Below are 20771 nucleotides of genomic sequence, written 5' to 3'. Positions count from 1 at the left end.
ATCTGTCATGAGGAAATACAGTCAAGGCGTGATGAGAACGGTATTGTTGGCGGGTTTGCTCCTGACAGCCGCTGCCTGGGCCCAGGACAGGGTGCTTACGGAGGATTTTTTCGGTATGGGTAATGAACTGGGCGTCGGCGCCCGCGCCATAGGCCTGGGCGGCGCTTACATCGGTGTTGCCGATGATTATTCCGGCATGTACTGGAATCCTGCAGGTATCGGCCAGATGAAACGCAGGGAGTTCAATATCGGTTTCTCGCAGAATAATGTCAAATCGGCGGCCGATTTTCTCGCCGCCAGCAACGAAACCGACAACAGTTTCACCCGACTCAATTCTGTCGGGCTGGTTTTCCCGGTGCCCACCGCGCGCGGCAGTCTGGTCTTCGGCCTCGGATTCGACAAGACCCGTGATCATGACGGCATGGTCGATATCGGGGCGCTGTCGCCGGATTCTCTTTTCGAATCCAATTCCATTCTCGACGAAGGCAGCCGCAGCCAGTTCACCCTTTCGGGATCGGTTGAAGCGGGTCCCAACCTCTTCGTCGGCGCCAGCATCAATTTCATCGACGGCAAACGGGATCACTCTGCTGAGTTCAAGCAGGAGGATATCTACGACCTATATTACCTGCCCGGAGATAGCGCCGATCCGACCGATAATGCCGACTGGACCTCTTACAGCACGGTCAACGGGCTGACCAGTGAACTCGACGCCACCAACATCAAGCTCGCCATGCTCTACCGTTCGGAGAAGGTCTGGCGGCTGGGCGCGACCTTGACATTGCCCACGACCTACAAAATCCGAGAAAACTGGCAGTCGAGCGAGGAGGAGTACTACGACGCCCAGCACGATCGCTACTTGTACAACGACGAGGGCACCTATGAATACCGCTACACTGAACCCTATGCGGTTGCCCTGGGTTTTTCCGCCAAGGTCTTCGACCTGGCCCTGCTGTCCGCCGATGCCGAATTCAAGGATTGGACGCAGGCCAAGTTTGAAGACGATCCGCCGATTTCGGGGATGACCCAGTCCGGCGCCAACCGTGCCATCAAACGCGAGATGGAGGCCACGACCCGGCTGCATGGCGGGGCTGAAATCAACCTGCCGGGAACCAATCTGCGCCTGCGCGGCGGCGTTTTCAGTGATCCCTCCCCCTACAAGGACAAGTCCATCCGCCCTGACCGCACCTTTTATTCCGGCGGAATCAGCTTCATGATGGACCGCCAGGCGATGCTCGACCTCACCTATGTGCGCGGCAACTGGCAGGAGAAGAATTACAATACCGGCGCTGCAGGGCCGATCGCACTCGATCGCACCCTGAACAAGGTGGTCGCCACGCTCTCGCTGCGTTTCTAAGCTGCAGATCGCATCGGGGTCCAAATGGCAGGCCTGAAGATGACCAGTGCGATACACCCCGAAGCCGGGATGTCTCGTGCCCGGATCGTCAATCAAGGGGAGTGAACCATTCACTCCCCTTTTTTTAATGCAGAGGAGCGCCTATGAAAGTGATCAGAACGATCGGATGGCTGGTTATCCTGGCGTCTCTGGGGGCCGGCTGCGCCTCCCATGGACGCCTCAAACCGCCGCGCGTAGCCTCGGAAATCCCTCTGGATTATCCCCTCTCCGCACAACTGCAGCGTCTCGAGGGCGAAGTCAGCCTCACTGTTTTCGTCAACCCTGCCGGCAAACCGGAAGAAGTCTCCCTGAGCGAATCCTCGGGGTATGATATCCTTGACGAGGCGGCGCTCAAGTTTGTGGAAAAACTCACCTTCAATCCAGGCACCCTCGATGATAAGCCGGTCGGGGCCTGGACCCGGCTGGTGCTGCGCTACAAGCTGACGGAAATGGCCTTCGAGAAGGATCGTTGGATAGCCGATGTGCTGACGCTCCAGAAGGATATCGCCAAGGAGTCGAAGCCTGAAGAGCGCGAGGCCCTGCTGCGCCGGCTTTATACCCTCTACGTCGGCTGCATGACGTATGTGGAGAGCAATGAGGATCCGGCGATCAATTCCATCATCCGCCTGGCGGTGGACCGGCAGCGTGAGGAGCACTGGCAACCCTTTTGGGACCACTATGCCGCGCCATTTGTGCTCTTCGACGATTTTCTGCAACGCTATCCCGACTCGGAAGTCGCCGAACAGGGACGCCAGGATCTCATCCGGTACATCATGGATATGGAGACGAAAATCCGCATGAAGTCGCTCAAATCGCGGCGGATTTCTTCCTCGGCGGCGCAATTGCTGAACCTCCTCGAGGTCCGGCTCAAGTCTCTGCAACCGGAGATTCAGACCAAACCCTGATCCGTCCCACCGCGGTGCCGGGGGCTTAGTCAGTTATTCAGCAACCAGAATGGGAGGTCTTGTGAGACGTGTGGCTGCGGTTGTCTTCTTGTTGCTCTGCGCCTTTCCCCTGCAAGCGCAGAAGCGTGGCGCAGTGGAGATCGGCGGCAGTTTTTCATTCCATACCGCCACGGATGCCGCCGAGCGCAATTTCAGCGAACTGGGACTCGACGGACTGGCATGTTACTACCTTGGCAAGTCCACTGCCATCGATATCGAGCCGGGCATCCGCCTCGAACTGAATCCCGACTCCACCAGCATCTCGACCCTTTTTCTCGGCAGCTTCCGCACGAAGCTGTGGGACCTCTCGCCCTCGGGGTATCGCAAGAACGATATCTACCGGCTGGATCTGGGGATCAGCTCTTCGATCTATGCCAATCTCGGCGCCGGTTTTTGGACGGAGGGCTATTCGCTGACGCAAAAGCCCGGCGAGACCTATGCGGGGCCGGCCCTGATGGCCGGAGTCGGTTCCTTCTCCCGCTTCGGCCGATTCTCTACCCTGCGCATCAAATTTGAGTTCATCGAACTCTTGCCCAGCGGGCCGATCTTCACCAAGCGGCGGACAATTGTGCAGGTCGGTGCGGGCTTCGGCCTTTTCATCCGGACCTGAACCGCCCGGGTTTTGTGGTTGACTTTGTTGGCCCTTTTCCTTATATTTCATAAACCTGGAAACGGCTTAAGGGGCTTCCCCATGCGCAACACTCTCCTTCTGCTTCTGGCCATTGCCCTGTTGACGGCGCCAGCGCAAGCCCAACTGAGAAAACGCGAGGTCAACAGCAATCAGAGAGCGGATGGCCGGCAAGGCCAACTGAAAGATAATTTCATCACTTCACCCCAGCTCATCGACCTCCCGACCGCCAACGTGCTGCTGGGGGGTGATTTCAGCGGCGGCATCCTGCTCTTCGAAGAAGGGGGGATGGTGGCCCGCCTCTCCGCCGGTATTTCCAGGCGCATGATGTTTGGCATCTCGTATGGTGGCGACCACCTCATCGGCAACCAGGTGATCAAATGGAATGACGGCCCAAGTGTCCACCTCGCCCTGCGCATGATCGATGAATCGCCCAAGTTTCCAAAGCTTACCATCGGAATCGATACCCAGGGTTATGGAAAATATTGGCGTGATTCCGATTATCCCGGCATCGATCCCAAGACTATCGATCCGACTAAAAGTCCTTATAAACGCTTCACCTACAAGTCGCGTGGCTTTTATGCGGTCACGTCAAAAAACTACCAAGCTTTCTGGACGGTCGGCTTGCATGTCGGCGTCAATTACAGCCTGGAGACCAGCGACAAGGACAAAACACCCGACCTTTTTTGCGGTATGAACTGGCAGCTGGGCCGCGATGTCTCAATTGTGGGCGAGTACGACTTTGCCTGGAATAACGACAGGATCGACTCCCTCAACGGCGGCAGGGGCTTTCTCAACTGTTCCTTGCGCTGGGCCTTCCAGCCCAACATCTATATCGAACTCGCGGCGAAGAACTTGCTGGCCGGCTCCCGGGGCGATCGTGATTATCTACGCTGCCTTAAGATCGTCTATTTTACACGTACAGTACCGCCTCCGCAGCGGCGCACTTTTCTTCAGAAATTCAAGGACCTGTTCAGCAGCCGAAATCCGGAAGAGCCGCGTTGAGAAGACGGACGTTCCGCTGCAGGTCGGTTTTTTGGGATAACAGGAGCAGTATGAACCGGTATAAAATGTTGGTGCTGCTGGTCGCGATGATCAGCGTCGGCGTTTCGGGGTGTTACACGATTGTGCGTTTGCCGCACCAGACCGCGGAGGGGGAGCAGGAGGAGGTCGCCTGGAAGTCCGCTCCTCTCAATCCCTCGGTACCGGGCGTTCATGCCGGAGATGCCGACTGGCTCTTTTATTATCAGCTGCCCTGGTGGTATGATGAGAGCGAACTGGATTATGACCGCCCGGCCGGCCAGCCGTATGTCCCCGAGGAGTTCCGTCAGCGCTACCCCGAAGCAAGCAGCTATTCCGGCAGCTACTCGGGCAGCCCGGCACCGTCCGTGACCTCCTCTTTAGGCAAACAGCCGGCGGACAGCAGCCAGAAATCGCCGGAGAGCGGCAGCCAGGACAACCGCCGCGATTTCGGCCAGGGATCGACCCCTGCGTCTGCTGCCAGCAGCCCAGCGCCGCAGCCCGAACGCCGCGACACCGGCACCTCCTCCGGTACCTCCACGGAACGGCCACAGCCCAAACGCCGCTGATCCCGTCCGCCGGTAGTCGATTCATCCTGCAGGCAAGTGCCATCGGCTCTTGCCTTTTTCATTAACGGATCGAGGCATGACAACCTTTAATCGCCGCCTGCTTTTCATTCTCATCATCATCCTTCTCTGTGTCGCCGCGTTCCTGATCTTCGGCTATGTATCGCTGCGCCGTTCTGTGCCGCCCGAAAGCGGCCGTTTCAACGTGGTCGGCCTGCAGCGGCCGGTCGAGATCGGGCGCGATGAATGGGGGGTACCGCATGTGCTCGCCGAGGATGAGGCCGGTCTCTACTTCGCCGCCGGGTTCAGCTGCGCACAGGACCGTCTCTGGGAGATGGATCTGTTGCGCCGGGCCGCCCTCGGCCGCTTGGCGGAGATTTTCGGCCCCGAGCTGGTTCCGGTGGACCAGCTCGCGCGAACCATTGGTTTCGGCCGTCTCGGCACCCATCTCTGGCCAACGCTGCCTGAAAAAACGGCGGCGAACCTGGGTGCATATACCGCCGGTGTCAATGCCTATATCGCTGGCACGAAGCAGCTGCCCCTCGAGTTCGGCGTCCTCCGCTACCAGCCCGCGCCCTGGAGAGCCGAGGAGAGCCTGGCCATCATGCGGCTTATCGGCTGGCTGCTCAGCATGGGCTGGCACGCCGATCCGGTTTATACCGAAATCGCCGCCCAGGTGGATTCGCTCAAATTCAGCGGACTCAGACCGGAAGCCGTTCCCGGGAGCCCGCGTTTCACCGTTCCGCCGGCCGCCGCCGTTTCCACCGACGCCTTGAAGACCCTGAGCGCGGAGATGCGTCAGGGTGAAACGCAGCTGCGCGCCTTTTTCGGCATTCCCGCCGGCGGGGTGGGCAGCAACGCCTGGGTGATCAATGGCCGCCTGACTCGCAGGGGAGAGGCTCTGCTGGCGAACGACACCCATCTCTTCTTCACAGTCCCATCCCTTTATTACCTTATGCATTTGCAGTCACCCGAGATTAATGCGGTAGGTGCCGCGTTTCCCGGGCTGCCTGGGCTGGTCGTCGGGCGCAATGAACAGATCGCCTGGGGCATCACCAACGGCATGATTGACGATGTCGATTTCTTCCCGCTCGAGCCGGACAGCACCGATGCGCAGCACTACCGGTTCGGCCGCCAGCGCTATGCCTGGCGTTACTATGATGAGACCATCGCGGTTCGTGGCGGCAGCGACCGCAAAGTCCGCGTGACCTGTAGCCATATCGGCCCTTTAGTCACCGCCGAGACCCCTATGCTCAACTATCGCGGCCGGACGCCGCTGGTCCTGCGCTGGACCGGCTTCGAGGAGGACGACCCCTTGACTGCCTTCCAGTCGCTGCTCAAGGCCCGGGATTGGGGCGACTTTCTCGCGGCGCTGGAGAGCTGCAAAAATCCCGGCGAAAATTTCTTTTATGCCGACCGCGCCGGACAGGTCGGCTGGAAGCTGGCTGCCGCCGTCCCCCGGCGCACCTATAATGATGCCCTGCTGCCGCCGCCCGCAGCCGATTCCCTGGGTGTGGCCGACAGCTTGGCGGCGCGCGGGCCGGATCCGGAGTGGCGCGGTTTTGTGCCCTATGCCCAACTGCCTCAAAGCTTTCAGCCGGCTTGCGGCTGGATCGCCAACGCCAATAACTGCCTCGCCGATACCAGCAGCGCATTCTACCTCTCCGCCTACTGGGAGCCCGATTACCGCTGGCAGCGGATCAAGGCGGCCTTCGATACGACCGGCCGCTGGGATGTGGAACGCTGCAAAGCCCTGCAGGCCGATCTCTATTGCGGCCATGCGGCTTTTTTGGTTCCCCGCCTCCTGAAAGCCCTCCGTCGCCTCCCGTTGCCCGCCGGCCAGCCCGCCGATCTCGGCCGGGAGTTGCTCGCTGTCTGGGACTATCAGGAGACGCCCTCCAGCGTGGCCGCTACGCTCTATGAGACCACCCTAGTGGAATTGATGCGCCTGACCTTTGCCGACGAGATGGGGGAGGATCTCTACCGCCGGTTCCTGAACCTCTCCCATGTCAATATCCGTTCGCTGGACCGACTGATCGCCGCCAACGACTCGCTCTGGTTCGATAACCTCCGCACCCCGTTCCGCGAAACGCTTGATGATCAGCTGGCAGCGGCCTATCTGGCGGCCATCGACACCCTCACCGCCCGCTATGGCGATACGCCGGGGATGTGGAGTTGGGGCCTGGTCCATACCCTGACCCAGCCCCATCCCTTCGGCCTTCACGGCCCCTTCCGTCGCTATTTCACCATCGGTCCTACCCCCTCGGCGGGAGGCAATTTCACCCTCAACAACAGCACCTTCAGCCTGGACAAACCGTTTGATACCATTGTCGGCCCCTGCATTCGCCAGATCTCGGACATGTCCACCAGCGATTGGCAGGTGATTTTACCCGCGGGGCAGAGCGGACACCCCTTCAGCCGCCATTTCCGCGACCAGCAACCTCTGTGGCAGGAAGGACGGCTGATCACCCTGCATCTGCGCGGCGTGTCGCACACCCATCCATCCTGGAAATGGCAAAGCCTGCGCCCGGTTTCCGCGATTCCCTGAACCTGACGCTACTATTGAATACTATGCCCCTGCATCTGATGAACATAGCAGCTGATGGGAACCGGACGGGCCTGAAATCGGCCCTTTCAGCCCGCCGGGGAGGTATTTTTTACCCGGGAGTGCTCCTGCTCCCCCTTGCCGCTCTGCTCCTCGCCTGCACCACGACCTCCACCATCGAATATGAGTCGGCCCTTCCCGCCCAAAAGCGGCTGGTGCATAGCGCAGGGTGGGACAACACCCATCCCGCCTGGCACCCCGGCGGTCAGAGCCTCCTGTTCTGCGCCCGGGCGGTGGACGGCAGCGGCCCGGTCTATTTGCGCGAGGTCCGGGTGGCCGACTCCTCCGTGCGGACCCTGACAGCCGATTCCACCGGACTCTGGTTTCCCTCCTGGAGCCCGGTCGACAGCACAATCCTCTGTACCTCGGGACGCGCCGGAAGCCAGGACCTCTGGCTCTACATGCCCGCGGTGAACACTTGGCGCCGGCTCACCTCCCTGGCGGGAAATGAATCCTTTCCCTGTTGGAATCCCGATGGCAGCCGGATCGCTTTTCTCACTCTGGGCCGGATCGCCCTCCTCGAGCCGGCTACCGCTGTGGTCACCTATCTTAACACCCCGTTCCTCATTGCGCTCTCCCTCTCCTGGAGCCCGGATGGCGCGAGCCTGCTCTTCTCGGCCGACAACGCGAGCGGGGAGTACCTCTACCGCTATCAACTTGCCGACAACCGTGCCGAGGAGCTTTTAATGTCCGCCACGGCGGGCAGCTGGCCGGTGGCTGTCCGGGTTGTCGCGGACGGCGGCGCGGAGCACCTCGCCTGGCGCGCCATGACGTCTTATGGTTCGACGGGGATCTTTTTCGACCGGCCGGGCGCCGAAACGCCCAGTCTGATCGTACTCAAGGGTGCCATGCCCGCCTGGTCGCCCGACGGCACGGCGCTGGTCCACGTCGAAGACCTACAGGAAACCCCCGTGGAGACCGGACTGGATCTGGTCTGGGACAAGATCTGGATCAGGACCGATGAATAGACGGATAGCCCTTCTCCTTCTCTTGGTGCTGTTGCAGCGCAGCGGCAGCGCCGCAACCCCGGCTGCCGTCAAACCGCATGGCCGCGTGGCGGGATTTGTCCTCGACGCCGCCAGCAAAACCCCGATCCCCCAGGCCAATGTGGTGCTGGAGGGTACCGCCTTGGGAGCGGTCAGCGGCAAGAACGGCGCGTTTTATATTGAACGGGTGCCGCCGGGAACCTATCAGTTGGCTGTAACCATGCTCGGCTATCGCAAGATGGTGGTCAAGAATCTCGTGGTCCAGGCCAATCAGGTGCGCGCCCTCCGGGTGAGCCTTAATCGCCAGGCCATCGACATGGGCAAGGTTCAGGTGCAGGCCAAGCGCGAAGCGCATGCCTTTGACTATGAAAAATCGATCGCCGGCCACGAGATCATTTCGCCCCGCTTCATCACCCGGCGTCCCGGCGCACTCGAGGATGCCTACCGGGCGCTCAACATCCTCCCGGGCGTGACCGCCCGCAGCGACCTCAACACCCAGCTCTACATCCGCGGCGGCAGTCCGGATCAGAATCTCATCCTTTATGACGGTATCGAGATCACCACACCCGGCCGGCTCTTCATCATTATGGGCGGCGGCATCAGCCTGGTCAATCCCGATATCATTCAGGCCATCGATCTGGAGCCGGGGGGGTTCGATGCCAGCCATGGCGGCAAGACATCGGCGCTGCTGCAGCTTGCCAACCGGGACGGACGCCGGGACAAGAGCACCTTCAGCACCAGTCTGGCCATGGTCACCGCCCGGGCTGTCGCCGAAGGCCCGATCCTCAAAGGCCGCGGCTCGTGGCTGGTCGCCGGGCGGCGCAGCTTTTACGATCTCCTCGCCAACCGCCTCTACGAGAAGGACTATATTTTCCCCTATTACTACGATCTTCATGCCAAGGCGGCCCTTGATGTAGCCCAGGACATCCGTCTCACCGCCTTCTATACCCATCTCGGCGAGGGCGCCAAGATGATGAACGTCGAGAGCGAACAGCTTGATCTGCTGAATGCCGGCAAAGGACATATCACCGGCGTGCGCTGCACCAGCTTGCTCACCCCGACCCTGTTGGCCCATCTCCTCCTCGGCTATTACCGGGACAACAATGATGTCCAGATGTTCGATACCTACAATGCCCGCTACCACGTCAATCTGAACTACGGGATCGAGCGGCGCACCGCTCGGAGCGAGCTGACCTGGAATCCCCGCGCCTGGTTCGGAGTGAAAAGCGGTGCCCAGATCGACAACCATACCACCGATCTCGACTGGCGGCTGAAATGGCGCAACAGCCTCAACCTCCCCGATTCGATCCGCTTCACGATTCGCTCCAGGGATAGCGGCGCTTTCGCTCAGGCGCGCCTTCGGCCCTGGCGGTGGCTGGAATGGAATGCGGGCCTCCGCTACGAGTATTCCTCTCATTATGATGAATATCATTGGCATCCGCGGCTCAAGGCGCTCTTTTTCCCCCAGCAGCGGGTCAATTTCTGGCTGAGCTATGGGAGTTATTCCCAGTATCCCGATTTTATGACGGTCATCGGCCGCGGTGAACCGCTCGATATCACCCGCAATGCCGAAAACATTGGCGCGGAGCAGGCCGTGCACTGGATTCTCGGCCTGCAATGGGCACCGAATCCTGCGAGCCAGATCAAGGTGGAGCTGTACCGCAAGCAGATGAGCGATCTGCTCGTCAATCCCGGCGTCCAGCTCTTCATCCCCGAAAATTCGGGCTCCGGACTGGCCAACGGGGTGGAACTCTCCTTTCAACGCTCGCGCCGGACGGATGAGCGCTTCGGCTGGTGGGCCAATATGGCGCTTACCGAAGCCAGATACAGACGCTCTTCGACCGATCCCTGGCGCTATTTCGATTATGACCAGCGCATCCAGGTCAGCGCTGGAGCGGAGCTGCGCCTGAGCAAGCGCTGGCAGTGCAGCTTTCTCGGCCATTACAGCAGCGGTTTTCCCTACACCCCGATTCTCGCTATTCAGCGAGACGTCGAAGCTCCGCGTGATCCGCTCTTCCACTATACGCTGGTCAATGCCGGCGAAAATTCGGCGCGCTATCCCTATTATCTGCGCTGCGATTTGCGCCTGAGCTATCTGCGCCAGACGCCAGGGCATACCTTTTCAGCGTATCTCGATCTAATCAATATCTTGAACCGCAAGAACACCTACATGTATGACTGGCGTTACGAAAAGAGCAGCGATCAGAGCGACGGCTATGTACGCCGCAGCGTCATCTATATGATGCCTTTTCTGCCCTCGTTCGGTATCAGTCTGGCCTTTTGACAGGAGATTCCATGGCGACCCATTTTGTCACCAGCGTGCGTGTGCGCAGTTACGAGCTGGATTCCTTCGGGCACGTCAACAATGCCATCTATTTGCAGTATCTCGAATATGCCCGCAGCGAATATCTCCTCCAGGTGGGGATCTCCTTCAGCGATTTTCAGCGCTGGAACGCCTTTCCCTACGTTGTACGCGCGGAGATCGATTACAAGGCCTCCTCGCGTTATGATGATGAACTGAAGATCACCGGTTGGGTGAGCGCCTGGGGCAAGAGCAGCTTTGTGTTGAGTTACGAGGTATTCAATAAAAGCGCGGGCAGGATGGGGGCGTTGGCGGAGATCAAGTTCGCCTGGGTAGACCGGGATGAGAAGATCATCCGCATTCCGCCGATCTTCCGGGAGCGAATGACCTGAAAGAAGAAAGCCGGCCCCCCAGGAGGAGGCCGGCTTTTTTTATGCAGTAACCGGATTTTCAGTAGCGCTGCAGCAACTCGAGCATTTTGCGGTCCAGTTTGTGGCCTTGATAGGTTTCATAGACCACATCCTTGCGGTCGCTGTCCAGGATACCGAAACTGCCGCGGAAATTCCAGAGCGCCCAGCCGAGCCCTGCCGATTGCATCGCCAGCAGGCGATTCTCCATGAAAGCCAGGGTGACTGCATGCGGCGTCTTGTTATAGACGCCCCATTCCCCAACGTGAACCGCCACCCCGCTGTTTTTCAGGTCGATCCACTGCTGCAGAAATCCGTTGACGCGGAATTGTTGCTCAAATCCGGCAGGCGCCCTGGTGAGCAGGAGTGAACCATCCGGCTGCAGGAGGTAGGAGGCCTGAGGCAGCCCCCAATCGGCAAGGCCGGGCTGGATCACGGTATGCGTTATGGTTGATCCCACGGGCGGAGTAAAGGAGAGCATGCTCCAGGTCATCCAGTCTCCCGAGAGCACACGGAACGAGATCTCGGATGCATCGCGGGCGAGCGTGAACGCGTAGTCCCGGTCGTAGATGTTTTGATAGATATTCCATTCCGGCCGGTAGATCACCTCTTTCCATTCGCCGCTGCCGGCGCCAGGCCGGAAGTCGTGCTTGTAAAGCAGCTGGGTGCCGGCGAAGACGCGCAGATCGGCGCTTGCGGAAACCTGGGTGACGTGCAGGGTCACGGTGGTGCCGGCCGGGAAGAGACCGGCGATCGTCAGGGGGGTATTCCACGGGCTTTTGCCGGCGCCGTAGAAATAGGCGGAGACCATAGCCGGCGGCCACACCGGCACAGGCCAGGCGTCCGAGCCGCTCACCCATTCGGCCTGATAATGGGTCAGGGTGACCGGATTATAAAAATGAGGCGAGATGACGATGTTTTGCCCCAAAAGGGCGTCGATGCGGCTATTGCCATACTCTACCGCATCGGAGATGATAATACGCTGTGGAGAAACCGCGCGGATCGCATCGATTGCGGGCTGGACCGCCTGGACATAGGCCTCGCCGCTGACGTTTCCCGGCTCGTTGATGAGGTTGAAACTGAGGGCGCTGGCCGGGATGGCTTGGTAGCGTTGTGCGAACATCCGCCAATGAGCGGCGAATGCCGCTTGCGCCGCCGCGTTGTCCCAGAGGCTGACATCCTGACCGGCGGGCAAGGGGGTGGAAGACGGATTGACGCAGTAGCCCGGAGCGCGGTGGAGGTTGATGCAGATATGGAGGCCATATTTTTGCCCCCAGGCCACCGCCAGATCGATCTGCGCCAATCTCGCTTCCAGGAAGGTGGACCAATCGCCGCTTGCGGTGTAAATGCGGTAGTCGATCGGCAGGCGGACGAAATTGAAACCGAGCTCGGCGATCATGCGGAAATCGTCCTCGAGGTAGCCGGCGTGGTCCCATTCGAGAGTGAACATCCCCATGAGATTGAATCCGCGCCAATGGGAGGTGAAATCATCCGGCGGTTTGGGGGGCAACATCTGGAAGCGGAGCTGCTGGGACGCCGTCACCTCTCGTTCGAGGGTGGCGGCAGCAAAGCCGGCGGCGAAAGCCGTGAAGCGGAAGCGGTCGGCGTTGCTCGGGCGGGTGAGGCGGGCGCCGGACAGAGGAGTACCGCCGCCGAGAGCAACGATCCGAACCACTTCGGGGAGCGCCGGCCCGACCTTGACCACCTTGATCACTTCCGCGGCCCCGGCCCCGGTGGCCCGCAGGAAATAGAGTCCGCTGGCCAGGGCGCCGCTGTGGAGCGTAAAATGGTGCCAGCCCGCCGACAGGATAAACTCCTGCTTTGCGACCGTTTGTCCGAGAATGTTGAACACCGCAAGGGTGATCGCGCCGGTATGCGGAACCGCCAGGCTGAAGGTGGTCGTTCTGGAAAAGCTGTTGGGATAGTTGCGTGTCAGCAGGAAGCGGGCGGGCAGAGAGGCCTTTTCGGCAACACCTGTCCAACTCTCAAGCTCGAAGGCAACCGGGTTCGTCAGGGTGGTATCACGCCCGAGGGTGAGATTCTCGATGCGCACGCTGTCGAGGCCGACCGCCTCATAGGTGACCGGATTAACGGCCGAGAAGGTGACGGTGGTACCCGCCTGGAGTGCGGCGGGGAGGAGCAGGAGTATCCAGGGGACTTTCATCGCGGCCCTCATGCAAAGAAAGCGGCCCCCCAATCGCACCGTTTCGTTCAGGGTCATCGGATCAGGCTCATTTTTCCCTCAGCAACCCGGTCGCCCTGGGTGAAGCGGTAGAAATAGAGGCCACTCGGCTCGGGCCGGCCCTGCTCGTCGCAGCCATCCCAACGTGCGATGTAGTGGCCGGGTGCCGCGGTTCCGTCGAAGAGCAGGCGCACCAGCCGGCCGCGGCTGTCGTAGATCGCCAGCTTCGCCGGGGCGGTTGGGCTGCCCGCCGGCAGGCTGATGCGGATCAGGGTGGAGGCGTTGAAGGGATTAGGCCAGTTCGCTGCCAGAAGGGGGGAGGCCGGCTGCCGGGCCGCGGCCGGCGCGGTTCCGGTGGAGGTCAGCAGCATCGCTCCACCGCTGCGCTGACTGCCTTCACCGTCCGCCAGCCAGGCATTGACGAAACCGGGACGCAGGGAGGGGGCCTGGGCGTAACACTCGGCCCATTCCTCGTCGGTCAGTCGCTTGAAATTGACGGCGAGATGCTCATAATAACTCAACATCGGTGCGGCGAAGGCGGTGTTATGCCCCTCGAGCGGCAGAACAATGACGCCCAGATTGACCGGACCGGTGCCGACGTGTTGGACCCATCCCACCAGATTGCCAAAGGCATCGGTAGGGGCGGTATGAATGTCGGCAACCAGCAAGTCCGCATCGATGAGGAGGTTGCTCTCCCAGGATTGGACATATAGCCCCGGATACCAGCCGGTGTAGGGCGGCTCCCCGCAGATCGCGTTCTCACGACGCAGGGTCCGCTGCAGAAAGGCGCTTTCCTCTGCGCTGAGGGCTTGATTGCGGAGCAAAGTGCCGGCGATGGACTCCAGGGTGTCGAAGGTGCAGGCGGAGGTGTTGAAATACGCATAAGCCGAAGGCTGGGTATCCAGCGTGGCAAAGTGCGCGGCTCCGGCGCGGGCCATCCGGGCCAGAGCGGCATAGAACTCGGGCACCGGCTCGATGTAAACCATTGGATAAGAACAGGTCGTCATCCCGGAATAGCTCTGCTTGGCGTAGAGGAGATTGTCATGCCGCAGCTCAGTCCAAGAGGCGAGCTGGGTGTTCATCACCCGCTGCCACCAGGCAGCCGTGCGCATCACCGCAGGCAGGGCATCGCGTTCGGCCGGGGGATTGAGGGCGCGGATCGCCGAAAGCCAGTGGTTGAAAAGCGAGCTGTGCCAGAAGGCGGCATCATATCCATCGATGAGATAGCGCACCGCCGCAAGATTGGGAGCGTAGTGCCAGGTGTCGAGCTCCTCCTGCAGCACCTGCCCCGCGGCATCATTGCCCAGTCCGAAGAGGACATCGAGCGTCGAGGGCAGCATGCGCGTTACCTTGCGGCCTTCATGGCTGATTTTGTCGTAGACCACCTGTCCGGTGATGTAGGAATCGATGATGAATCTCTGGCCTAAAAGAAGGAAGGCTGAAGCGGAGCGAAGGGTGTCCGGTTTCATGGGGTCAGAGAGGAGCATCTGCGAATTGATGCGCTGCCAAGCAAAGGACTGCGCCGCCAGCGTTTCTTGAAAGTGGACGGTCTGGAGACTGTCGAGCAGCTGCGCCGGACTGGCAAGGCCCAGGAGGCGGTTCAGATCGGATAGCTGGTCCGGAGTGACATTATCGCATTCGCCGACGAAAAAGGCCAGGGTTTGATCGATTTCCGAGAAAGAGGCCCGGGATGCAGTGGAGTCCAGCAGCTCGCACAGCAGCAGGGCGTCGATGATCTGGCGCTGCACATCCGCAAAGGTGGGTGGCACATCATCCTCTCGCGGGGCAACGAGATAGATCTCGGTACGTCCCAGCCACATCATCGCCCGGAAATAGCGCGCCAGTTCGGGATGCCATTCATTGTTGTAATGGCCACGCACCTGGAACTGGCTGAAATCGATCTTGCGGGGCGTGCCGCCGAAAAGCGCGAAGGAAGCCGGCTTTTCATCCGCTATCAGCGTGAGGAGTTGTGTAAAGGCAACGTTGTTCTCCTTGTAGAGCGGCCTGGTCTTGCCGTCGAGGAGGTTGCGCGCCACTGCGAGATAGAGGTCGACATCCAGGAGCATCGGTTTCAGCCCCGGCTGTGCCGGATAGCCGGCGGCCAGCGCGGGGAGACCGTTATGCAGGGATTCGAGAAGCGTTGTCAAACGGGGCATCAGCTGCTGTACCTCGACGCGCATGAGGATCTCATCGTAAGAGGCATGCACGGCGTGGAGGATGGCATCAGCGCTGACGAAAATAGGCAGATCTTTGGCGTACACATCGGCAAAGGCCTGTATGAAGGTTGTATAGGAGAGACGCTCGCTGACCATAAAGCCGTTGCCTTGTAACAGGTTTTTTTCGCCCCGAGTCAGCTGATATTTCACGGTGATGCTGTCGGCGTAACGGGCGCTGCGCCAGTCGATGGGGGCGCCGGCTTCGAAGCGGCCGGCGGGATAACGCAGGAGCAGCTGGACGGTGGTCAAGCCGCGGGTATCGGCGAGGAACCGCCGGTAGGCTGCGGGATCAAAGCTCACGGACTGGGCCGCGGCGATCGCGCAGACGAACAGCACACAGAATGTAACCACCCTCTTTTTCATAAGGTAACTCCTTGAAACGGACATCCTTCCGGAGGTCCGGCGCCGTGAACAGACAGGCACAAGGCCGTCACTGCAGTTTACACAAATTTGCCGCGCAAGGCAAGAAAATTTTACAGGGAGGAGCCACCAGGGATAAGGTTGGTTCGTTTGGGGAATTCTCTCGGCGGGAGGAACAGCGGGATGCACCGGAGTAAAAAATGAAAGCTTCCTTCCGGAAGCCTTCGTTTGCTCAGGTGGTAGGACTCGAACCTACAACCTAGTGGTTAACAGCCACCCGCTCTGCCGATTGAGCTACACCTGAATTATTTATCGGGTTGTATAATATAGAAAAGAATGGCATAAAAGTCAAGATTTTATTCGCCGCTTTACGGGTAAAAACGGGGCTGGATGGCAAAGCCGGGTGGCGCGAGAGGTTGCGGTGCGGGGCTGCGGCGGCTCATGCCCGAATGATCTTGAGGATGGTCCGGCTCCTGGGCACGGGTTGATCGGCGATGACGAAGGCCTTGCGGACCATCTCTAGGGCTTCGCGGGCGGACTCCGTCTGGTTGGCGTGAATGACCGCCAGCACCTCCCCCGTACGCACCTTTTCGCCGCATTTTCTTCCGAGGACGACCCCCGTGGCCGGATCGATCCGGTCCGTCTGGGTCAGTCTTCCGCCGCCGAGACGGATGATCGCCTCGCCGATCTGCAGGGCGTCGATCTTCGTCACCACACCGGAGCGTGGTGCGCGCAGATGCTGCTGGAGGCGGGTACCCGCATAGCTGCCGGGATCGCGCAGAAACCGCACATCGCCGCCCTGGGCGGCCGTCATCCGCTCGAAGCGCTGCAGAGCGGCGCCGCTGGTGATGGCCCGGCGCAGGTGGCTGATGGCCTGATGGAGTGTTCCCTTGAATCCGGCCATGAAAAGCATTTGTGCGCCGAGGGCATAGGTGACCTGCATCAGGTCCTCCGGGCCATGGCCCTGCAAGGCCTGCAGCACCTCGCGTACCTCCAGCCAGTTGCCTGCGGCGTAACCGAGGGGCTGGTTCATGTCGGTGATCACAGCCACGGTCGGCAGGTGATGCAGAGCGGCGGTGCGGATCAGGCTTTGCGCCAGGGCTTCTGCTTGGCCGAGGGTGCGCATGAAGGCGCCGGCGCCGCATTTGATGTCCATCACCAGGCCGTCAAGGTCTTCGGCCAGTTTTTTGCTGAGGATGCTGGCTGTGATCAGTGGAATGGAGCCGATGGTCGCAGTGCTGTCGCGCAAGGCGTAGATCTTGCGGTCGGCCGGCACGAGGGTGTCGCTTTGGCCGATCAGGGCGACGCCGAGATCGCGCACCTGATCGTGAAAGGCTTGCGGCGAGAGATCCGTCCGGAATCCCGGGATGGCCTCGAGCTTGTCGAGGGTACCGCCGGTATGGCCGAGGCTGCGGCCCGAGATCATCGGCACCAGAACCCCGGCGGCAGCCAGGAGCGGAGCCAGAATGAGGGAGACCTTATCGCCGACGCCGCCTGTGCTGTGTTTGTCGATTTTGCGGCCGGGGATATCGCTGAGGTCCATCCGCTCGCCGGAATCGAGCAGGGCTTGGGTCAGTGCGGCCGTCTCCTGGGCGTCCATGCCGCGCAGATAGACCGCCATCAGCCAGGCTGACATCTGATAGTCTGGTATGGCGCCACCGACGAAGGAGGAGACAAAAAAACGGATTTCTTCAGGAGTCAGGACGGATCCGTCGCGTTTTTTGGCAATGATGGCGTTGGCGGTCATGGGGTGCTCTTCCGGCGGTTGGCTCTCTTTCCTTTCAACTTAACCAATTAATCTCTTGTTTTCAATAAAAATTGACAGGAAACAAACTTTTTATTTGAAATTTTGTGTAACCTTTGCATATTTCATCAGTGAGACCGGTTGCGACGGCCATCCGCACACCCCCCGGCCGTTGCTGATCTCCGCTGGCAGCATCGAAGGCCGGAGCGAAGGAGCAATGTATGAAATATCGTCTCTTGTTCATGGCACTGGGAGTGACGATGCCGGTCCTTGCACAGACCGGTTGGTACTGGCAGAATCCCCTTCCACAGGGCAATACGCTGAACGCCATCCAGAGGGCGGGAAGCAGCAGGATCTTTGCGGCAGGCCGGCAGGGGATGGTAGTGCGCAGTGAGGACCAGGGCGCCTCATGGCAAGCGCTCGCCAGCGGCGTCACAGCCGAACTCCATGCCCTGGCCTTTTTCAATGCGGACACCGGCATCATCGTCGGCGCCCGGGGGACGATCTTGCGGACCCGTGACGGTGGCGAGTCTTTCCAGCTGCTCCCCTCGCCTGATACAACCAGCTACTACGCCATCTTCGGTTTTGACCACAACACCCTGCTCCTCGCCGGTGCGGGCGGTGCCATCAGGCAATCCTATGACGGCGGTGACAGCTGGGAGGTGCGCGTCAGCCCTACCACTTCCACCCTCTATGCCATTGCCTCCAACGGCATCGATTATACCTACGCAGCCGGCGCCGGCGGTGCCCTGGTGCGCAGCCTCGATGGAGGCAGCACCTGGGCGAACTGGTCCTGGGCAGCCAGTGGCACAACCATCCGGGCGCTTGCCTTTCCCGGCGAGAATATCGGAATCGCGGTCGGCGACCTGGGCCGTGTCTTCCGCAGCCAGACTAAGGGCGAATTCTGGAGCCTACAGGCCGCCCTGAATGGCAATCCCACCCTGCGCGCCCTTTATTTTGCCGATGCCGCAAACGGCTACGTCTGCGGCAGCGCTGGCAGCCTCTATGCGACCACCAATGCTGGAGTCACCTGGAACGCCCTTAGCAGCGGAACCAGTTTGAACCTGACCGGGATCACCTTCAGCAGCATCGCCAAGGGCGTGATCAGCGGGGAGAATGGGACCCTGCTGGCCACCACCAATGCCGGCCTCACCTGGAGCAACGCGTTGCAGAGCTTCAGCACCGCCAAAATGCGCGGGATATGTCTGGCCGACGAGAATCTTTGCATCGCGGTGGGCGATTCCTCCGGCAAGGGGATGATCTTTCGCAGCAGCGATGGTGGTGTGACCTGGGCGGTCAAACTTCGCCGCGTCGGTGTACTTCTGGAGGATTGCTGCTTCATCACCCCTGACAGCGGCTTCGCCGTTGGAGGGAGTAGTGCCTTGCTGCGCACCAGCAACGGCGGCCAATCGTGGAGCACGGTCACCGGGTTGCCCGTCTCCAGCGGGTTTGCCGCCATCCATTTTGTCACCCACCGGATCGGTACCATTGTTGGGACCGGCGGGGCGATTCTGCGCACAGGCGATGGCGGCATGACCTGGGGCAATCAGACCAATTCCGCCTATGGACTGGCCTTACAGGACGTACATTTCGCCTCGCCCGATACCGGGCTGGCGGTGGGACAGCTGGGCACGGTACTGCGCACCGTCAACGGCGGCGCCCTCTGGAGCAAGATTAATACGGGCATTGCCCAAAGTTTCAACGGCGTCGCCTTCGCGGACGCCCGTCATGCGGTCATCGTCGGCAGCAATGCCACTCTGTTGCGCAGCAGTGATTATGGCGCTACCTGGAGTGCCATCCCCCTGGCCGGTGTCCCGGCTGCAGCCGCGCTGGAACAGGTGGTCTTTCCCTCCCCCCAGGTGGGATTCATCTCCGGTGCGGGTGGTTTGATCCTGCGCACTGAGGATGGCGGAGCCAGCTGGCGCCTGCTCGCCTCTCCCACGACCCAGTCGCTGAATGCGATCTTTTTTCTTGACCTGCACACCGGTGTTGCCGCGGGCGACAACGGTACCGTGTTGCGCACCCGCGATGGCGGCCTCCCCGTCGAACTGGCGGCCTTTACCGCCCGTTACGCACCGCGGGAAGGCGTGGTCTATCTCGCCTGGCGGACGGTCACGGAGAGCAACAATTACGGATTTTATCTCGAACGTCGCCGCAGTGGGACTTGGGAGACGATCGCCTTCGTGGCCGGCCACGGCACGACCGTCGTGCCGGCGGCGTATGCCTGGATCGATCGGCCTGGGGCGACCTCCGGTGCGGTTCAGTACCGGTTGCGTCAGGTCGATCTGGATGGCAGGAGCCGGTTGCTGCGCACCCTTCAGGTGGCGGTCGCCACGGCGGTGCAGCAGCTGACCTTGTATCAAAACTACCCCAATCCCTTCAACACGGCGACCCGGTTCACCTTTTATCTGCCGGAAGCGGGACCGGTGCAACTGCTGCTCTATGATGCAGCGGGACGTGAGGCCGCCCGCATCGTCGATGCGGCGCTGCCCGCCGGCGTGCACAGCCTTCTCTGGAACGGCGGAACGCTGCCCAGCGGTCTCTACCTCTACTGCCTCAACGCTGCCGGCGGGCAGCGCTCGGGCAAGCTGGTTTTGTTGAAATGAACGAGAGCCCGAGCCAAAATCCACCTGCCGAGGCTGCCGTCGTTCCCGCCAAAAGGCGATGGCTGCTATGGATACCGGCCGCCCTACTGCTCGGCACGCTGCTCTTCCTTCTCATCACCTGGCTGACCCTGCCCGATGTGACCGCGCTGAATGCTGCGCCCCCCAAAGCGACCGCGATGATGGCCTACCGCGAGAAACAGGCCGGCAATAAGGGCGTCAAGCTGCGCCGCGCTTACATCTGGATTCCGGGCCGGCAGATTTCCGGCTATCTCCGCGACGCAGTGCTGATCGCCGAAGATGACAAATTCTTCCAGCACCAGGGGTTTGACTGGGAGGAGATGCGTCAGGCCATGGAAAAAAACCGCGAAAAAGGCAAGGTGGTGCGCGGTGGATCGACCATCACCCAGCAACTGGCCAAAAATCTCTATCTCAATCCCTCGCGCACACCCTGGCGTAAGGTGCGCGAGGCCCTGATTGCGCGCGAGATGGAGAAAAAACTCAGTAAATGGCGCATCCTCGAACTTTATCTCAACGTGATCGAATGGGGCGACGGTGTTTATGGCGCCGAGGCCGCGGCGCGCGCCTGGTTTCATAAATCGGCGGCAGAGCTGACTCCCGCTGAAGCCATCCGCCTCGCCTCGGTCATCATCAATCCCCGCCGCTACTCGCCGCTGAACAATACCAACCAGCGCATGCGCAACCGCAGGCTGATGCTGGCTGAACGGATGTACCAGCGCAACCTCTTCGATGCCGCTGTCTATGAAGCGCTGCGCCTCGAGTTTGCGGGGTCATAAAGTCCGTCTTGCTTGTGC

At 60.7% G+C, this 20771-nt stretch carries 14 protein-coding genes and 1 tRNA gene; 11 read left to right on the top strand and 4 right to left on the bottom strand.

Translation table 11 applies throughout. From position 1 onward, the window contains the following. Positions 1-7: 7 nt before the first annotated feature. From PLH32_07740 to PLH32_07700, 9 genes are all read left to right on the top strand, one after another. The gene (locus PLH32_07740) at positions 8-1354 is read left to right on the top strand and encodes a hypothetical protein (protein ID HQJ64487.1); all 1347 of its coding nucleotides are present in this window, start codon (positions 8-10) and stop codon (positions 1352-1354) included. Between the two features lie 143 nt (positions 1355-1497). Next, on the top strand, positions 1498-2298 hold the full coding sequence (locus tag PLH32_07735; GenBank protein HQJ64486.1) for an energy transducer TonB: 801 nt from the start codon (positions 1498-1500) through the stop codon (positions 2296-2298). Positions 2299-2359: 61 nt separating this feature from the next. Further along, positions 2360-2947, top strand: a complete 588-nt coding sequence (locus PLH32_07730; GenBank protein ID HQJ64485.1) for a hypothetical protein — start codon at positions 2360-2362, stop codon at positions 2945-2947. 81 nt (positions 2948-3028) lie between these two features. Beyond that, positions 3029-3970, top strand: coding sequence for a hypothetical protein (locus PLH32_07725; protein ID HQJ64484.1), 942 nt, complete (start codon positions 3029-3031; stop codon positions 3968-3970). 50 nt (positions 3971-4020) lie between these two features. Then, positions 4021-4554: a hypothetical protein gene (locus PLH32_07720; protein HQJ64483.1), complete on the top strand. Its 534-nt coding sequence runs from the start codon at positions 4021-4023 to the stop codon at positions 4552-4554. A 76-nt stretch (positions 4555-4630) separates the two neighbouring features. Then, the gene (locus PLH32_07715) at positions 4631-7099 is read left to right on the top strand and encodes a penicillin acylase family protein (GenBank protein HQJ64482.1); all 2469 of its coding nucleotides are present in this window, start codon (positions 4631-4633) and stop codon (positions 7097-7099) included. Positions 7100-7122: 23 nt separating this feature from the next. Beyond that, positions 7123-8124 (top strand): hypothetical protein, encoded by a 1002-nt coding sequence (locus PLH32_07710; GenBank protein HQJ64481.1) that lies wholly within the window; start codon positions 7123-7125, stop codon positions 8122-8124. After that, the gene (locus PLH32_07705) at positions 8117-10426 is read left to right on the top strand and encodes a TonB-dependent receptor (GenBank protein ID HQJ64480.1); all 2310 of its coding nucleotides are present in this window, start codon (positions 8117-8119) and stop codon (positions 10424-10426) included. Before PLH32_07710 ends, PLH32_07705 begins: the two co-directional genes overlap by 8 nt. 11 nt (positions 10427-10437) lie before the next feature. Beyond that, entirely contained in the window at positions 10438-10836 is a 399-nt protein-coding gene (locus PLH32_07700; GenBank protein ID HQJ64479.1) for a thioesterase family protein, read from the top strand. Positions 10837-10894: 58 nt separating this feature from the next. Here PLH32_07700 and PLH32_07695 read toward each other — a convergent pair whose 3' ends face one another. From PLH32_07695 to PLH32_07680, 4 genes are all read right to left on the bottom strand, one after another. Beyond that, the gene (locus tag PLH32_07695) at positions 10895-13015 is read right to left on the bottom strand and encodes a cellulase family glycosylhydrolase (protein ID HQJ64478.1); all 2121 of its coding nucleotides are present in this window, start codon (positions 13013-13015) and stop codon (positions 10895-10897) included. A gap of 53 nt (positions 13016-13068) precedes the next feature. Then, the gene (locus PLH32_07690) at positions 13069-15399 is read right to left on the bottom strand and encodes a DUF3160 domain-containing protein (protein ID HQJ64477.1); all 2331 of its coding nucleotides are present in this window, start codon (positions 15397-15399) and stop codon (positions 13069-13071) included. A 441-nt stretch (positions 15400-15840) separates the two neighbouring features. Next, positions 15841-15913: transfer RNA gene (locus tag PLH32_07685), tRNA-Asn, on the bottom strand. 135 nt (positions 15914-16048) lie between these two features. Next, complete coding sequence (locus PLH32_07680) at positions 16049-17356, bottom strand: thymidine phosphorylase (GenBank protein ID HQJ64476.1); 1308 nt, start codon at positions 17354-17356, stop codon at positions 16049-16051. 218 nt (positions 17357-17574) lie between these two features. Here PLH32_07680 and PLH32_07675 point away from each other — a divergent pair, with 218 nt between their 5' ends. Next, complete coding sequence (locus tag PLH32_07675) at positions 17575-19959, top strand: YCF48-related protein (protein HQJ64475.1); 2385 nt, start codon at positions 17575-17577, stop codon at positions 19957-19959. Beyond that, positions 19956-20753, top strand: coding sequence for a monofunctional biosynthetic peptidoglycan transglycosylase (gene mtgA, locus PLH32_07670; GenBank protein ID HQJ64474.1), 798 nt, complete (start codon positions 19956-19958; stop codon positions 20751-20753). Before PLH32_07675 ends, mtgA begins: the two co-directional genes overlap by 4 nt. Positions 20754-20771: the final 18 nt, after the last annotated feature.

The organism is bacterium (assembly GCA_035419245.1).
Classification (GTDB): domain Bacteria; phylum Zhuqueibacterota; class Zhuqueibacteria; order Residuimicrobiales; family Residuimicrobiaceae; genus JAKPUX01.
This window is presented reverse-complemented; position numbering and strand designations above follow the sequence as displayed.

Excerpts from the sequence above, each read along its gene's own strand:
- PLH32_07740 (HQJ64487.1), top strand. The coding sequence starts at position 8 with ATGAGGAAATACAGTCAAGGCGTGATGAGAACGGTATTGTTGGCGGGT.
- PLH32_07715 (HQJ64482.1), top strand. The coding sequence starts at position 4,631 with ATGACAACCTTTAATCGCCGCCTGCTTTTCATTCTCATCATCATCCTT.
- PLH32_07675 (HQJ64475.1), top strand. The coding sequence starts at position 17,575 with ATGAAATATCGTCTCTTGTTCATGGCACTGGGAGTGACGATGCCGGTC.
- PLH32_07705 (HQJ64480.1), top strand. The coding sequence starts at position 8,117 with ATGAATAGACGGATAGCCCTTCTCCTTCTCTTGGTGCTGTTGCAGCGC.
- PLH32_07700 (HQJ64479.1), top strand. The coding sequence starts at position 10,438 with ATGGCGACCCATTTTGTCACCAGCGTGCGTGTGCGCAGTTACGAGCTG.
- mtgA (HQJ64474.1), top strand. The coding sequence starts at position 19,956 with ATGAACGAGAGCCCGAGCCAAAATCCACCTGCCGAGGCTGCCGTCGTT.
- PLH32_07710 (HQJ64481.1), top strand. The coding sequence starts at position 7,123 with ATGCCCCTGCATCTGATGAACATAGCAGCTGATGGGAACCGGACGGGC.
- PLH32_07680 (HQJ64476.1), bottom strand. The coding sequence starts at position 17,356 with ATGACCGCCAACGCCATCATTGCCAAAAAACGCGACGGATCCGTCCTG.
- PLH32_07725 (HQJ64484.1), top strand. The coding sequence starts at position 3,029 with ATGCGCAACACTCTCCTTCTGCTTCTGGCCATTGCCCTGTTGACGGCG.
- PLH32_07735 (HQJ64486.1), top strand. The coding sequence starts at position 1,498 with ATGAAAGTGATCAGAACGATCGGATGGCTGGTTATCCTGGCGTCTCTG.
- PLH32_07720 (HQJ64483.1), top strand. The coding sequence starts at position 4,021 with ATGAACCGGTATAAAATGTTGGTGCTGCTGGTCGCGATGATCAGCGTC.
- PLH32_07695 (HQJ64478.1), bottom strand. The coding sequence starts at position 13,015 with ATGAAAGTCCCCTGGATACTCCTGCTCCTCCCCGCCGCACTCCAGGCG.